Origin of the sequence: Flavobacterium psychrophilum DSM 3660 = ATCC 49418, from assembly GCF_002217405.1 — a bacterium.
GTDB classification, from domain to species: domain Bacteria; phylum Bacteroidota; class Bacteroidia; order Flavobacteriales; family Flavobacteriaceae; genus Flavobacterium; species Flavobacterium psychrophilum.
Genome location: NZ_MUHE01000061.1, coordinates 1 through 16058 on the forward strand (window position 1 = coordinate 1; position 16058 = coordinate 16058).

Annotated in this window: 15 protein-coding genes; 10 read left to right on the plus strand and 5 right to left on the minus strand. The window is 33.3% G+C overall.

Annotation, left to right across the window (positions count from 1 at the left end; translation table 11 throughout):
• Positions 1-160: 160 nt before the first annotated feature.
• Positions 161-1387: a peptidoglycan endopeptidase gene (locus B0A57_RS11560; protein ID WP_038466165.1), complete on the plus strand. Its 1227-nt coding sequence runs from the start codon at positions 161-163 to the stop codon at positions 1385-1387.
• 119 nt (positions 1388-1506) lie between these two features.
• Here B0A57_RS11560 and B0A57_RS11565 read toward each other — a convergent pair whose 3' ends face one another.
• Together B0A57_RS11565 and B0A57_RS11570 are read right to left on the minus strand one after the other, a co-directional pair.
• Positions 1507-2955 carry a glyceraldehyde-3-phosphate dehydrogenase gene (locus B0A57_RS11565; protein WP_011963349.1) on the minus strand — a complete coding sequence of 483 codons (1449 nt, stop codon included), beginning with the start codon at positions 2953-2955 and terminating at the stop codon, positions 1507-1509.
• Positions 2956-3207: 252 nt separating this feature from the next.
• Complete coding sequence (locus B0A57_RS11570; RefSeq protein ID WP_011963348.1) at positions 3208-4593, minus strand: Do family serine endopeptidase; 1386 nt, start codon at positions 4591-4593, stop codon at positions 3208-3210.
• A gap of 274 nt (positions 4594-4867) precedes the next feature.
• Here B0A57_RS11570 and dapF point away from each other — a divergent pair, with 274 nt between their 5' ends.
• The 5 genes from dapF to B0A57_RS11595 all read left to right on the plus strand — a co-directional run bounded on the left by dapF (position 4868) and on the right by B0A57_RS11595 (position 8886).
• On the plus strand, positions 4868-5638 hold the full coding sequence (gene dapF, locus B0A57_RS11575; protein WP_034099177.1) for a diaminopimelate epimerase: 771 nt from the start codon (positions 4868-4870) through the stop codon (positions 5636-5638).
• Between the two features lie 10 nt (positions 5639-5648).
• Positions 5649-6182: a GNAT family N-acetyltransferase gene (locus B0A57_RS11580; protein ID WP_011963346.1), complete on the plus strand. Its 534-nt coding sequence runs from the start codon at positions 5649-5651 to the stop codon at positions 6180-6182.
• 5 nt (positions 6183-6187) lie between these two features.
• Positions 6188-7219, plus strand: coding sequence for an endolytic transglycosylase MltG (gene mltG / locus B0A57_RS11585; protein ID WP_034099175.1), 1032 nt, complete (start codon positions 6188-6190; stop codon positions 7217-7219).
• 2 nt (positions 7220-7221) lie between these two features.
• Positions 7222-8136 carry a DUF2279 domain-containing protein gene (locus B0A57_RS11590; protein WP_034099173.1) on the plus strand — a complete coding sequence of 305 codons (915 nt, stop codon included), beginning with the start codon at positions 7222-7224 and terminating at the stop codon, positions 8134-8136.
• A 108-nt stretch (positions 8137-8244) separates the two neighbouring features.
• Entirely contained in the window at positions 8245-8886 is a 642-nt protein-coding gene (locus tag B0A57_RS11595; RefSeq protein WP_011963343.1) for a peptidoglycan-binding protein LysM, read from the plus strand.
• Here the strand turns inward: B0A57_RS11595 and B0A57_RS11600 are convergent.
• Genes B0A57_RS11600 through dnaA form a run of 3 tightly spaced genes read right to left on the minus strand, consistent with a single transcriptional unit; the run spans position 8883 to position 11495 of the window.
• Positions 8883-9599 (minus strand): SAM-dependent methyltransferase, encoded by a 717-nt coding sequence (locus B0A57_RS11600; RefSeq protein ID WP_034099171.1) that lies wholly within the window; start codon positions 9597-9599, stop codon positions 8883-8885. The two genes, B0A57_RS11595 and B0A57_RS11600, sit on opposite strands and share 4 nt — an antisense overlap.
• A gap of 6 nt (positions 9600-9605) precedes the next feature.
• On the minus strand, positions 9606-10064 hold the full coding sequence (locus B0A57_RS11605; protein WP_034099169.1) for a low molecular weight protein-tyrosine-phosphatase: 459 nt from the start codon (positions 10062-10064) through the stop codon (positions 9606-9608).
• 3 nt (positions 10065-10067) lie between these two features.
• Positions 10068-11495 carry a chromosomal replication initiator protein DnaA gene (gene dnaA / locus B0A57_RS11610; protein ID WP_034099187.1) on the minus strand — a complete coding sequence of 476 codons (1428 nt, stop codon included), beginning with the start codon at positions 11493-11495 and terminating at the stop codon, positions 10068-10070.
• Between the two features lie 199 nt (positions 11496-11694).
• Here dnaA and B0A57_RS11615 point away from each other — a divergent pair, with 199 nt between their 5' ends.
• The 4 genes from B0A57_RS11615 (at position 11695) to hemL (ending at position 15726) form a co-directional block, all read left to right on the plus strand.
• Complete coding sequence (locus tag B0A57_RS11615) at positions 11695-12096, plus strand: acyl-CoA thioesterase (protein ID WP_011963339.1); 402 nt, start codon at positions 11695-11697, stop codon at positions 12094-12096.
• 516 nt (positions 12097-12612) lie between these two features.
• Positions 12613-13515 carry a 1-aminocyclopropane-1-carboxylate deaminase/D-cysteine desulfhydrase gene (locus B0A57_RS11620; RefSeq protein ID WP_034099167.1) on the plus strand — a complete coding sequence of 301 codons (903 nt, stop codon included), beginning with the start codon at positions 12613-12615 and terminating at the stop codon, positions 13513-13515.
• Positions 13508-14371 (plus strand): glucosaminidase domain-containing protein, encoded by an 864-nt coding sequence (locus tag B0A57_RS11625; RefSeq protein ID WP_011963337.1) that lies wholly within the window; start codon positions 13508-13510, stop codon positions 14369-14371. Before B0A57_RS11620 ends, B0A57_RS11625 begins: the two co-directional genes overlap by 8 nt.
• A 68-nt stretch (positions 14372-14439) precedes the next feature.
• On the plus strand, positions 14440-15726 hold the full coding sequence (gene hemL / locus B0A57_RS11630) for a glutamate-1-semialdehyde 2,1-aminomutase (protein ID WP_034099165.1): 1287 nt from the start codon (positions 14440-14442) through the stop codon (positions 15724-15726).
• The last annotated feature ends 332 nt before the right edge of the window (positions 15727-16058 follow it).

The window sequence follows — 16058 nt, forward strand, 5'->3', positions numbered from 1 at the left end:
ATAATTACACCCAACGGGTTTTGTATAACTCTTTTTTATGATTTTTCGATAGTTAATTGTAAAGACTTTTTTATGTTAAAAAAAGCATTATTCTTTTTATCTATTAACTTTTAAAGGTTAATTTAGCGTTTTCCATTTTCGGAAGAAAAAAAAGCATATCATGAGACATATTATACCAGTACTATTTTTTTTTATTACCCTTAATGTTTTTTCGCAAGAAAACACCATCAAACATATTGTTGCCAAAGGCGAAAGTATTTATAAAATTGCTGAAAAATATAATGTAAAGCAAGCAGATATTTTTAAATTGAATCCGAAGGCTAAAAAGAAATTAAAGTTGAATTCGGTTTTATTAATACCAAAACCAGAAACTATTTTAGATAAAAAAGTATTAACAATAAACCATGAAGTTTTGCCAAAGGAAACACTTTACGGCATTTCGAAACAATATAAAGTTTCTATTGATGATATTAAAAAAGCCAATCCAATTATAGAAAAGGAGGGTTTGCCAATAGGATTGAAGCTAATTATTGCTGTGGGTAAAAATTATAAACCAGAAAAGGTTGTTGTTTCGGAACCATCGAAACTGCCCAAAATAATTGAACCAGAGAAGAAACAAACGGCAATTTCTGAGGAAGAAGAAATTACGCACCTTGTTTTAGCAAAAGAAACCAAATACGGAATTTCGAGAAAGTACGGCATTACTATTTCCGAATTAGAAAAACTGAATCCAGAAATTATTAGAGATTTACCTGTTGGTTTTCATCTTTTTATCAAAAAAGGAATAAAAAAAGAAGCTATTATTGCTGAAATTCCTGTAATTAAAGAAGCAAAAGAGAGTATAGAGGTTAAGAAAGAAGAAATAAAACCCCAAATTGAGGAAGAATTTGAGGAGGAGGTAGAAGAAAAAACCAAAGAAACATCGCAAATAAAAATTCTGGAAATTATTCCTCACAAAGAGGAAGTAGTAGTTGAAGCAAAACCGTTATCGACCGAAGGGATGACTAAAGCAGAACTGCTAATAGCCAAAGCATCGGAGAATATAGGGGTTCGATACAGAAGCGGAGGAACTAGTAAAAGTGGTTTCGATTGTTCTGGATTAATGATAAATACTTTTAGTACTTACGATATAAAACTACCAAGAAGTTCTAGCGAAATGGCTAGATTTGGTAGTCATGTTAGTGCATCTGAAGCTCAAAAAGGCGATTTAATTTTCTTTGCTACTATGGGTAAACATTATGTGAGCCACGTAGGAATGGTGGTTGATGTGCAAGGTGATGAAATAAAATTCATACATTCTTCTACAAGTGCTGGCGTAATAATTTCTTCTAATAAAGAGCCGTATTATGCTAAAAGATTTGTGAAAGTAAATAGGGTTTTGGAGTAATTAAAATAAAAAGGGCACTATCTCGAAAAGTGTGTAAATTAAAAAATCCGCTTCGATTTCTCAAAGCGGATTTGGTGTTTTTTAGAATCTGAGATATAAACTCATCACTCTAATATCTACTAGTAATAAGTATATCTTCTTACTTTAGCAATGTATTTTGCCAAGCGAATAACTTGGTGGCTGTAGCCATATTCGTTATCATACCAAACGTATAATACGATGTTTTTACCATCGGCAGAAACAATGGTTGCATTGCTATCAAAAATCGCTGGAGCTGATGTTCCTACGATATCAGATGATACTAATTCGTTGTTTAGTGAGTATTTAATTTGCTCTACAAGTTCTCCTTCTAAAGCGTATTTTTTCATGATGTTGTTTACTTCTTCTACAGAAGTTGTTTTGCCAACCTCAAGATTTAAAACCACAAGTGAGCCATTAGGAACAGGAACTCGAATAGCATTTGAAGTTAGTTTTCCTGCTAAGCTTGGTAAAGCTTTTGCAACGGCGCTTCCTGCACCAGTTTCAGTAATAACCATGTTGAGTGCAGCGGCACGACCACGACGGTATTTTTTGTGCATATTGTCTACTAAATTCTGGTCGTTTGTGTAGGCATGAATCGTTTCTAGATGTCCTTTTACAACACCTAAAGTATCTTCTACCGCTTTCAAAATTGGTGTAATTGCATTGGTAGTACAAGAAGCGGCAGAGAAAATATTTACTTCGTCTGGGTTGTATTCGTTTTGGTTTACACCGTGTACGATATTTGGAACTCCTTTTCCAGGGGCTGTTAATAATACTTTATCACAACCTTTAGAGGTTAAATGTCTTGCTAATGCTTCTTGGGTTGTAAATGCTCCTGTGTTGTCTATTACTAATGCGTCATGAATTTCGTATGCAGTATAATCTATATCTTCTGGCTGATTGGCTGTAATGATATGAACTGTTGTTCCGTTAATGATTAGAGCGTTATTAGCTACATCGGCAACGACCGAACCTTGAAAATCTCCATGTATAGAATCGTAACGCAATAATGAAGCTCTTTTTTCTAGAGAACTTGCATCGTTTTTGTCACGGGTTACAATGGCGCGCAAACGCAATTGGTTTCCTTTGCCCATTTTAGACATTAACTCTCTTGCTAATAAACGACCAATACGTCCAAAACCATATAAAACAACATCTTTTGGGTGTATATCTTCTGTGTTTTTAGCCTCTTTTAGTTTGTCTATTACAAATGATTTTGCATCGTTGTAGTTGTTGTTTTCAAGATGAAATTCGTAAGTTAATTTACCAATATCTAATTTTGATGGGGGTAAATCTAGCGATGATATAGCTCTGGCAATTTCAGCCGAATCGAATACTGAGATAGGTTTGCCTACAAATTCTCCAGCATATTCATGTAGGTTAATAATATCGCTTACATTTCTGTCGATTAATTGGTTTCTAAAAAGAACCATTTCGATAGATTTGTCGTACCACAAATCGCTAATTATTTTTATTAATTCGACTCCTGCTCTTCGCCTGTCGGCCTGAAAAGCTATTTCTTTCTCGTAAACCGTTGTGTTGCTCATTGTTTAGTTAAAAAATGGTTATTATTTTTTGTCCTGCAAAAGTATCAATTTCAAACGTTTTGGTAAAGTATTTTTATAGTTTTTTTAGGGCTCAAATAATTTTAGTTTTTAGGCGCTCATTGGTCTTACTTGGTTTAAGATTTGCTGCTATATCTGGGATATAAATCCCTGTAAAGGACATAATTTTTTAGCATAAAAAAACCAGCCTTATGTTTTAGCATGCAACTGGTTTAGTTTGTGTAATTATACTATTTACAGTAAAAATCGTAATATCTGACCATTTACAGTAATTAATTCTATCTGCGAACGTTGGTTTTCTGCTTTTTTAGACAAAACTTTGGTTACTGTTTCAATATCGGTAGCTTTTATATTATCTATACTTAAAATTACGGCTCCTTTTAGTTGTTCTGCATAACCCGAGAGTTCATCATTGGTAATATTTTCAATTTTAACACCGTATTTAATGTTCAATCTCTTCATATCCGCATTATCAATATCCGCTAATTCTAAACCTTTCAGGTCGTAATTAATGAGTTCTTTTTTAGTCAATTTTACAGGAATAGTCATATTTTTATCATCACGAATAATACCTACTTTAATCTCATCATTGGGACGTTTAGTATTAATATAAGAAGTTAAATCCGCAAAAGAAAGAATACTTTTCTCATCTAATTTTGTAATAATATCCCCTTTTTTAAGCCCCGATTTCTCAGCTCCAGAATTTTTAGAAACCTTATTTACTAAAACGCCAGTGCTTTGTTTTATTCCTAATTCTTTCGATGTGGCACTATTTAATTCCCCTGCTTCAATACCTAAAATTCCCCGTTGCACATTACCGTATTCCATCAAATCTTCTACTATTTTTCGGGTCAAATTAGACGGGACTGCAAACGAATATCCTACATACGACCCTGTTTGAGACGAAATCATTGTGTTTATACCAATTAATTCTCCACGAGTATTTACCAAAGCACCACCGCTATTACCAGGATTTACAGCCGCATCAGTTTGTATAAATGACTGAATCCCGTTGTTAGACAAATCTCTAGCTTTTGCCGAAACAATTCCCGCAGTAACCGTCGATGTCAAATTATAAGGATTACCAACTGCCAAAACCCATTCGCCTACTTTCAAATTATCAGAATTACCAAAAGTCGCATAAGGCAATTTTTCGTCAGCCTCTATTTTTAGCAAAGCAATATCCATTTTACTATCAGTACCCACTAATTTTGCTTTATATGTTTTATTATTATTTAACGTAATTTCAAGTTGCGTAGCCTCTTTTACCACATGATTATTAGTTACAATATACCCATCTTGGCTAATAATTACACCAGAACCAGTTCCTATTTGTGTTTGCTGCCCACCGCCACGCGAGCCATAAAAAAACTCAAACATAGGATTGCTAGGAATATTCGAAACAGACATATTTTTTACATGCACCACCGTATGAATCGTATTTTCGGCAGCAGTCGTAAAGTCAATATTTTCGGCATTCAGACCTACATTTTTGGCATAATTACCGCTCGCAATCGACAATTTCGAAGAAGAATCTTCTTCCATAAATAATTTGTAAGCCCCAAGCGTTGTAGCTCCGCTTAACAAAGACACAAAAAATAAACTCGCAAATTTTTTCATAATTAATTATTTTTAATATTAAAATCTAAACGTAAATTTATAAAATTGTTACCATCAAAAAAACAGTTTAACGCCCGTTTAACAACTTTTAACTTAACATTAATATTCGTACTTTTGTATTGTTTTTAGGAGCACAACATCATAGTTTCAAACAAACAGTATTCCTGCTGTACGTTGCAATCTTGCCAAAAAAAGGCAAGGATTTCCACTTCCATCAGGGCTAAAATTCATATATATCGTTCCAAAAGACCAAACCCACAAATAACCTCAAAAAATGAAACTCTATAAATACCAAGGCACAGGAAACGACTTTATCATGATAGACAACCGTTTGCAAATATTTCCGAAACAAAATACAGCCCTAATCCAGAAACTTTGCGACCGAAGATTTGGTATTGGAGCAGATGGATTAATCTTACTAGAAAACGACCAATCGACCGATTTTAAAATGGTTTATTACAACTCCGACGGAAACCAAAGCACCATGTGTGGCAACGGCGGACGCTGCTTAGTTGCTTTTGCAAAAAAACTAAATATAATAAAAAACAAAACAACCTTCATCGCAATAGATGGCTTGCACCACGCCACAATCAACGAAAACGAAATTATTTCCCTACAAATGAAAAACGTAGAAGAAGTAAACATTCACGATAATTATGTTTTCCTAAACACAGGATCGCCACATCATGTTCAGTTTGCAGATAATTTATCTAATTTTGATGTCAAAAATGAAGGCGCAAAAATTCGATATAGTGATTTGTACGGGCAAGCAGGAAGTAATATAAATTTTGTACATCAAACCTCCCCAACCCAATTTTCAATCAGAACCTACGAACGTGGCGTAGAAGACGAAACACTATCTTGCGGAACAGGAGCAACAGCAACAGCAATTGCCATGAAAGCAACAGGAAAAACAAATAGCAACAATATCACCATAAATGTACAAGGCGGAAAGCTCGAAGTTTCATTTAATCAAGAAAACTCGATTTTTACAAATATTTTCCTAAAGGGACCAGCAGAATTTGTGTTTGAAACAACAATATAAAAAATCTATTTTGATTACATTAAAAGGAAATAATATTTACCTCCGAGCATTAGAACCAGAAGATTTAAACTTCGTTTTTAGACTAGAAAACAACGAAACCATTTGGGAAGTAAGCAATACGCAAACACCATATTCTAGATTTTTAATCAAACAATATCTCGAAAATGCCCATCAGGATATTTATGAAGCCAAACAATTGCGACTGGCAATTTGCAAAAATAACGAATCGAAACCCTTAGGGTTAATAGATTTATTCGATTTCGATCCCAAAAATAATCGAGCAGGAATAGGGATCATTATCGAAAACACAGAAAACAGAAACCAAGGAATAGGAAAAGAAGCCTTGTCGCTTTTAGTAAATTATGCTTTTAAGAAGTTAAATTTACATCAATTATATGCAAATATTGGTAGTAATAATGAAATTAGTTTAAAGCTTTTTACTACTTTTGGTTTTCAAAAAATAGGAAACAAGAAAGATTGGACTTTTCACGAAGGAAAATACTTTGATGAAGAGTTGTATCAGTTAATACACACAAAAAAATAATAGTTTTGAATAAAAAGAAAATTGCCATTATAGTTTCATTAATCTTAATCGCCTCAGTAGCTATTTATGGTTATATTAATATATTTTCAAACAACACAAAGTTCGACAAAAACGAATTGTATGTGTTTGTTCCAACTGGATCAACCTACGACGATGTACTTAAAATTGTCGGACCGAATATAAAAAATATTAATAAATTTAAATTTGTTGCAGAAAAACGTTCTTATAATCAGAATGTTTTCCCAGGACGATTCTTGTTTAAAAAAGGAATGAGCAGTTTTCAGATGATTACCGCACTTCGCCACAACGAACCATTAAAATTAGCGTTCAATAACCAAGAAAGCTTAGAAAAATTAGTTTCTCGTCTTTCATCTCAAATAGAAGTAGATAGTACAACACTCATAAATAGTCTGCGTGATACTGTTTTTATGAAGAAAAATGGCTTTAATAACGAAACAATTTTAGGCATGTTTATTCCAAATACGTATGAAGTAAAATGGAATATTTCGGCAGAAAAATTTCGTGAAAAAATGGCAAAAGAATATACTAATTTCTGGAATAAAGACAGATTGGCTAAAGCCAAAGCGCTAGGAATGAGTTCTCAACAGGTTATCACGTTGGCATCAATAGTGCATAAAGAAACAGTAAAAGGTGACGAGCGTCCTCGAGTAGCAGGCGTTTATCTTAACCGATTAAAGTTAGAAATGCCATTGCAAGCAGATCCAACTGTAATTTTTGCAGCCAAGAAAGAATCTGGCGATTTCGATCAAGTCATCAAAAGAGTTCGTGGCGATATGCTACATTCAGCCTCTCCTTATAATACATATGTACACACAGGATTGCCACCTGGCCCTATTGCCATGCCCGATATTTCAGCTATAGATGCAGTGCTAAATGCCGAAAAGCACGATTATATTTATTTTTGTGCCAGTGTAACACGTTTTGGTTATCATGATTTTGCATCAACCTATGAGCAACATCAAGTATATGCAAAAAAGTATGCAGAATGGGTGACTAAATTAGGTATCGAAAAATAATTTTGAAACTATATCCCAACAAATATTTAAGTTTACTCTTTCTTTCGACTTCAATTTTTGCCCAAAAGAGCATAGATGATTTTTTAAAACCTGTCGATTCTTTACTTATTTCGAGAAGAAACACAATAGTAATTACTGAAGCTGTTGCCATTTCTGGTGCTGTAATTGGTCTGAACGAACTATGGTACAAAGGCTATCCTAAATCTAATTTTCATTTTATAAACGACAATAAAGAATGGCTACAAATGGATAAGTTGGGACACCTGTATTCTGCCTATCATATAGGAAATGCAGGGGTAAATTTATTACAATGGAGCGGTGCTACAAAACAACAACAATTACTTTATGGGTCAACTTTAGGTTTTGTTTTTCTAACTGCTGTTGAGGTTCTCGACGGATATTCTCAGGAATGGGGCGCTTCTCCTGGCGATATCATAGCAAATGCCACAGGTACAGGTTTGTATGTTTCGCAAGAATTACTGTGGAAAGAACAACGAATAGTCCCCAAATTTTCTTTTCACACCACGTCTTATGCTCCGCTAAGACCCAATACCCTTGGTAAATCAATAAATGAGCAAGTTTTAAAGGATTATAACGGGCAAACCTATTGGCTATCTGCTAATGTACATTCATTTTTTCCAAATTCTAAAATTTCAAAATGGCTAAATGTAGCAGTTGGATACGGTGCCGAAGGAATGATCTCTGGCAATAAAGGTATTTCTGACCTAAATAGTAGTTTTGAAGACAAAAGACACCGTCAGTTTTACCTCAGTTTAGATGCAGATTTAACAAAAATTAAAACAAAATCGCATTTTTTGAAAACTATTTTCTCAATTTTAAATACCATAAAAATCCCCGCACCAAGTGTAGAATTAACCTCTAACGGAAATTTTTCTTTTCATTATTTGTATTTTTAGTAAAATTTAACATATTATATTTCAATAAGTTAGCTTTAGGTTGTAAATTTGCGTTGTAGAAATTTTCTAATTTTGATGGTTTTATCTAGTTAGAAAGAAAAACAATTTATGACAAAAAAACAGATATTTTATATAGGAATATTTGCCTCAATTACAATTTTAAGTTCTGGTTTTAAACCACTTTCTTCAAAATTTTTTCCTTGGTTTCATGTGTTTCAAAAAGAAGAAGTCTTTTATACAGTACCTACCGAAACCGAACTTAACCAAACTTTTTTCGACATCCCATTTACTGGAAAAACCTTTGTAGGATTTCAGCAGGCTTTAGCTGTTCGAGAATCTCAAGGGCGGTATTATATGGTAAATACATTGGGCTATTTAGGAAAGTATCAATTTGGTGCAGAAACCTTACGGGCTTTAGGAATTAAAGATACCGTTTTTTTTCTAAGTAGTAGAAAATTACAAGAAAAAGCTTTTTTGGCTAATTTATCTAGAAACAAATGGCAACTGGGTGAGCAAATTATTAAGTATTCAGGAAAAAGGATAAACGGAATAGAAATTACCGAGTCTGGAATTTTGGCAGCAGCCCATCTTGGCGGACCAGGGTCTGTAAAAAAATTCTTGAAAACCAATGGACGCAGAAAATGTAAAGATGGTTACGGTACTTCAATAAAAGAATACATGAAAGATTTTGCAGGTTACGATACCAGTTGTATAGAGCCTAGCGAAAAAGCCAAAGCCAAGCATTATTAATATGTTTTGTGAATAATAAAAATACAAGGTCGGTTGTGTAAATCGACCTTTTGTTTTTTCCACAAATTTACGTTCATTGTTTTGATATATTCTGTTGGTAAAGTAATATCACAAGCTATACACAAGAGTGTATTGGGTTGCAAGGTTTGCAAAATATCTTCTAATAATTTGTTGTTTCGGTAAGGAGTTTCAATAAATAATTGCGACTGGTTTTTATCGAAAGACAATTTTTCTAAACCTTTTATGGCTTGTTTTTTTTCAGATTTGTCAATTGGTAAATAACCATTGAAGGTAAAACTTTGACCATTCATTCCAGATGCCATTAGTGCCAATAAAATTGATGACGGGCCAACTAATGGAACAACTTGTATCCCTTTTTCGTGAGCAATCTTTACAATAACAGCACCAGGATCGGCAACACCAGGGCAACCAGCTTCGCTCATTAAACCTACATTATGACCTTCTAATAAAGGTTTTATAAAATCTAGATGTTCTTTACTATCCGTATGTTTGTTTAATAAAAAAAGTTTTAGTTCCGATTGTTTTTTATCGGCATGAACCATTTTTATAGATTTTCTCGCAGTTTTTTCGTTTTCAACAATATAATAGTCTATAAAATCGATAGCTCTTTTGATGGTTTGAGGCAAAACATCATCTGCATTCATCTCGCCAAGGGTAGTTGGAATAAGGTATAATTTTCCTAAAATAGTCATCTTGGTTTATTTTTTTAAAAGTTTTTCCTTAATCATATTGCAAGCTTCATCGAGCATGTTATAAACGTTGTTAAAACCATCTTGCAAACCATAATAAGGGTCTGGAACATCTACATTCTCGTTGGGAAATAATTCATTAAGGATGAGTTTTACTTTTGCTTTTTCATTTTCATGAGAAGCAAGTGCAATTACGTCTTTATAATTCTGGTTGTCCATGACATAAATATAGTCAAAATCTGAGAAATCTTGCTTCGAAAATTGGCGTCCTTTTAAATTAGAAATATCAATGCCTTTTTCTTTTGCTATTTTTATAGACCTTGCATCAGGCGGGTTTCCTATATGCCAATGTCCAGTTCCTGCAGAATCTACCACAAAATTAGATGGTAGTTTAGATCGTAAAATACCTTCGGCAAGAGGCGAACGGCAAATGTTCCCCAAGCATATCATTAAAACCTTTGTCGTCATGTCTTAAAGTGATAATTTTTTGTTTATATCGTCAACGAATTTCTTAAATTGTTTGTCGGTCGTAACTAAATTATCAACAGTTTTACAGGCATGTAAAACCGTAGCGTGATCACGGTCTCCAATTTGAGAGCCAATATTTGCTAAAGAGGCTTTGGTGTATCTTTTTGCAAAAAACATAGCCAATTGTCTTGCTTGTACTACATGACGTTTTCTTGTTTTAGATTGTAAAACCTCAAGGTCTAACTGGAAATAATCAGAAACTACTTTCTGAATATAATCTATAGATACTTCACGTTTTACATTTTTAACAAATTTTTCGACTACTTGTTTGGCTAATTCTAGCGTTACTTCTTTTTTGTTGAAAGACGATTGTGCGATAAGAGAAATGATAGCGCCTTCTAATTCTCGAACATTACTTTTTATATTTCGTGCTACATATTCGATAATTTCTTCAGGCATTTCTACTCCATCACGGTACAAGATATTTTTAAGGATAGAAATTCTTGTCTCGTAATCAGGTTGGTGTATTTCTGCAGACAATCCCCATTTGAAACGAGATAGCAAGCGTTGTTCGATATCTTGCATATCAACGGGTGCTTTGTCTGAGGTAAGAATTACTTGTTTTCCGTTTTGGTGCAAGTAGTTAAAAATGTGAAAAAACACATCTTGTGTTCCTGTTTTTCCTGAAAGGAATTGTACATCATCAATAATTAAAACATCGATGAGTTGATAAAAATGAATAAAATCGTTTCTATTGTTCTTTTTAACAGATTCTATATATTGTTGGGTAAATATTTCGGCCGAAATATATAATACTGTTTTTTCGGGATATTTTTCTTTTACCTCTACGCCAATTGCATGGGCTAAATGTGTTTTCCCCAAACCAACGCCTCCAAAAATAAGTAATGGGTTAAATGAGGTTCCTCCAGGCTTATTAGCAACAGCCATTCCTGCAGAACGAGCCAATCTGTTAGAATCTCCTTCTAAAAAATTATCAAAACTATAATTTGCATTTAGTTGTGATTCTATTTTTAGATTGCGAATTCCAGGAATAATAAATGGGTTTCTTAATTCTGGGTTTTTTTGTTGTACAGGAACGTCAATTTCTTGTGTTCTTACGGGCGAACGGTGTGCACTTGGTAGTTGTTCCGTAAACGGAAGTTTATTACCATAAGTGTTTTCCATTTTAATTTTATAAAGTAACTTTGCATTTTTACCAAGTTCTTTAGTAAGTGCCACTTTAAGTAATTTTACATAGTGCTCTTCTAACCATTCGTAAAAGAATTTACTTGGTACCTGAATATATAGTGCGTTATCAGTTAGCTCGACAGATTTAATAGGTTCAAACCAAGTTTTATAGGCTTGCTCCTGAATGTTATCTTTTATAAAAGATAGACAGTTGTCCCATACCGATTCAGCAGTTTTATTCATTGTATGCATGCTTAGTTTTAAAATTATTAAGGTTATATTTACAAAAAAAAACAAGTAGTTTTTTTGATTGATTTGGGAGAGCAAATATGGTTCATAAAATCGTTAAAAAAAAATTTTTGTGCTATTGATTTTATAAAATAAATGTCGTAGTAAGGTGTTTTTTTCAATTAAACAATTATTAAATTTATATATTATTATAATGAGAGAGTATCAATTTAAGGTTCGTGTTCGTTATGCAGAAACCGACCAAATGGGAGTAGTTTATCACGGAAATTATGCGCAGTATTTCGAAATGGGACGCGTAGAATGGCTTAGAAACCTTGGGATTTCTTATAAATGGATGGAAGAAAATGGCATCATGCTTCCTGTGGTTTCGCTTACTATGAATTACAAAAAACCAGCGAGATATGATGATGAGTTAACGGTAAAAACTATCTTTAAAAGTCAGACATCTGTTAAGATAGAATTTGATTATGAGATTTATAACCAGAGCAATGAGTTGTTAACAACGGGGAACTCTGTTTTGGTCTTTGTAGACATGAAAACAGGGCGACCAACCTTGCCTCCGGAGTATGTAAACGAGAAATTGAAGGAACTGTAAAATATTAACCTGTCGAGTACTTCTGTTTTAATTGAAGAAACCAAAATTTCAAAAGTATGATAATTTATTATACTAAAAATTACAACAATAATTAGCGAAACGATGGTTAGTTTACCTAAAAACAGAAGGCTTGAATTAAAACATTTTTTTTTTTTTGAAATAGCAACAGCTATATTGTGTAAGCAATATAAACTAAATGTGTATTTGCCAAGTTTTGTTGCTACTTTAAAACGGCTCATTTCGAAAAGCGAATTTTCTGACTAATTCTATTCTACCATTATCATTACAAAAAGACAACGCGTTATTAATCTTTTTGAGATATACATGATTTCGGTTTCAAAAATCTCGTCTGTAAAAAAAAATGTTTTAAAAGTTTTTCTCTCGCTTAAATTCAAATAATAAATGCGAATTCCTGATTATTATTTGGTTTTTGTAAATATACTTCATTTGGAGGGCTAGATTGACGCCTTTTTTTTAGAATCTTCGTATCTTTGTCACTTATAACTTATTAAGCGCATGCTATCTATTAATCAAAATATAGAAACTCAAAATAGCACTATCACATTAACCATAAAGCGTGAAGATTTGTTGCATCCTTTTGTTTCTGGAAATAAATTTAGGAAACTGAAATATAATATTCTTGATGCAAAAAATAATAATTGTAAGAAACTAATCACATTTGGAGGTGCTTTTTCAAACCATATTGCCGCAGTAGCCTTTGCTTGTAAGGAAGAAGGGATTAAATCTGTTGGAATTATTAGAGGAGATGAATTGTTAGATAAAATTCCGAGCAACCCAACTTTGCTCTTTGCTCAAAATTGTGGTATGAAATTTGAGTTTGTTTCTCGTGAAGTTTATCAAAACAAAATGACAGAATCCTTTATTTCTGGATTAAATGCGAGGCATGAAAATTATTATTTACTTCCAGAAGGCGGAACAAATGAGTTGGCAGTATTGGGTTGTAAAGAAATTCTGACTAGCGAAGATTCTCATTTCGATTACATTTGTTGTGCCGTAGGAACAGGCGGAACAATCTCGGGAATAATAAATAGTGCCAACTTAAATCAAAAAATTATTGGATTTCCAGCCTTAAAAGGTGATTTTTTGAAAGACGAAATTCGTAAGTTTGCAAAAAATAACAATTGGGAATTAAATAACAATTATCATTTTGGAGGTTATGGTAAAGTAACTGATGAGTTAATTGGTTTTATAAACCAGTTTTATATAGACACAAATATCCCTTTAGATCCAATTTATACAGGGAAAATGGTTTACGGAGTGATGCATTTATTGGCAAATAATTATTTCCCAGACGGTTCAAAAATACTAATGATTCATACGGGAGGATTGCAAGGAATAAGCGGAATGAACGAGTTACTAGAAAAGAAAAGAAAGAAAAAAATAGTTTTCGATGAATAAAATAGCATTTATTATATTAACATTATTATTAGTGAGTTGCGGGGCCTCTAAACCTAAAGTGCAACCTAAAAAAGTAGTACACACAACTCAAAAAGCTGCGGTTAAACAAAAAGTAGAATCTCTAGCAGGAAAAGTAGAAATAAAAACGCCTCAAAAAGATAGTACAACCCCTAAAACAGAAGTTTTAGAAGCCACCCAAAAAGTAAGAGTTACCACCCAAATAGTTTTAAATTATATAACCCAATTTAAAACCGTTGCAAAAGAAAATATGATTAGAGATGGCGTTCCTGCAAGTATTACACTTGCACAAGGAATATTAGAATCTGGTGCAGGAACAGGCGATCTAAGCGTTCAGGCAAACAATCATTTTGGTATAAAATGCCATAAAGAATGGACAGGTGCCAGCATAAAACACGACGACGATACATTACAAGAATGTTTTAGAAGCTATGATCATGCCGAGCAATCTTATCGCGATCACTCTTATTTTTTAACAAGTAGAGCATGGTATAAGCCCTTGTTTTCATTGCCAAAAGATGATTATAAAGCCTGGGCAAGAGGACTTAAAAAAGCAGGTTACGCTACCGATATTAAATATCCAGATAAATTAATAGGAATAATAGAAAGATACGAGTTACAACAATATGATGCCGAAGTTTTGGGGTCAGATTTTTTACCAAAAAAAACAAGTACAAAAGAAGAAATAATCGATAACGCAAATCAATATACCGTAATAAAAGGCGATACTTTATATTCTATATCAAAAAAGTTTAATATTACTATCGACGAATTAAAAAAGAAAAATAATATTATAGATAATTTATTGTCGTTAGGGCAAAATATAAATGTGAAATAATCTAAAATTTAAGGAAGAAGTTTCAATTTTTGAAATCTGAAATCTAAAATCTAAAATCTAAAATTTCAATGTTATACAAAAGAAGTAGTCAGTTATTTTTAGAAGCTGAAAAAGTAATACCAGGTGGGGTAAACTCGCCAGTAAGAGCATTTAAGTCGGTAGGCGGAACGCCAATATTTGCTAAAAGTGCAAAAGGAGCTTATGTGTATGATGAAGACGGAAACCGATTCGTAGATTACATTAACTCTTGGGGACCTATGATTTTAGGCCATGCTTATGAGCCTGTGGTAACCGCAGTGATCGAAAAAGCAAAATCAGGAACCTCTTTTGGTATGCCAACAGAATTAGAAACCGAAATTGCAAAACTAGCCGTTTCGATGGTGTCAAATATAGACAAAATTCGATTTGTAAATTCAGGAACAGAAGCCTGTATGAGTGCCATAAGATTGGCTCGTGGATTTACAAAAAGAGACAAAATAATTAAATTTGCAGGTTGTTATCACGGACATTCCGATTCTTTTTTAATTCAAGCAGGAAGCGGAGCAATAACTTTTGGTTCGCCCAATAGTCCAGGAGTAACCTCAGGAACAGCAAAAGATACCTTGTTGGCAAGCTACAACGACATTCAAAATGTAAAGAACTTATTCGATGCTAATAAGAACGAAATAGCAGCTGTTATTATAGAACCAGTTGCCGGAAATATGGGTTGTATTCCGCCTCGAAAAGGATTTTTAGAAGCTTTACAGCAGCTTTGTCACGAAAACAATGCGTTGCTAATTTTTGACGAAGTCATGACAGGGTTTCGTCTTGCAAAAGGTGGCGCTCAAGAATTATTTAATGTACAAGCAGATATTGTTTGTTTTGGTAAAGTAATAGGTGGCGGATTGCCAGTAGGCGCATTTGCTGCAAGAAACGAAATTATGAACTATTTAGCGCCTCTTGGACCAGTTTATCAAGCAGGAACTTTGTCTGGAAATCCTTTAGCAATGGCTGCTGGGTTGGCTATGTTGAAAGCTTTAAACGAAAACCAAGAAGTTTTTGCAAGATTAGAAGAAAAAACAGCGTATTTAGCAAAAGGAATTGCAGATGTACTTACGTCAAATAATGTAGTACATACTATAAATAGAGTAGGGTCTATGGTTTCTGTTCATTTCGATGCTAATCCAGTTTTTGATTTTGAAACTGCCAAAAATGGCGATAATGATACTTTTAAAAAATTCTTTCACGGATTACTTGCAGAAGGAGTTTATATTGCACCATCGGCTTATGAAACTTGGTTTATTTCTGACGCATTAACTTATGAAGATTTAGATTTTACAATTCGAGCAGTAGATAAAGTTTCGAAAAATTTGTAAACAAAAAAACGCCCTTTTAGTAGTAGGGTGCTGAAAAACTTGCATTTATACCGTTTTAATAAAAAAAACTGCAATATTTGCGGCGCATATCCTTATTGCGAGAAATGAGTAATCTCATAATCGGAACCAGACTTGATAGTGTATTTCTCATTTCAGTAAATTCGATAATAAAAGGAGGGAACAAGGAAAGAGAAAACAATTAAAAAGGAGCGAAAACATAACGATTTCGCTCCTTTTAATTTTCGCAAATTTTATAATCTAAATAAGACTAAATTTGACTTGCAAAAGATATTAAATAAAACCAAGGCCTTATTTATACCAATTTATCTTTA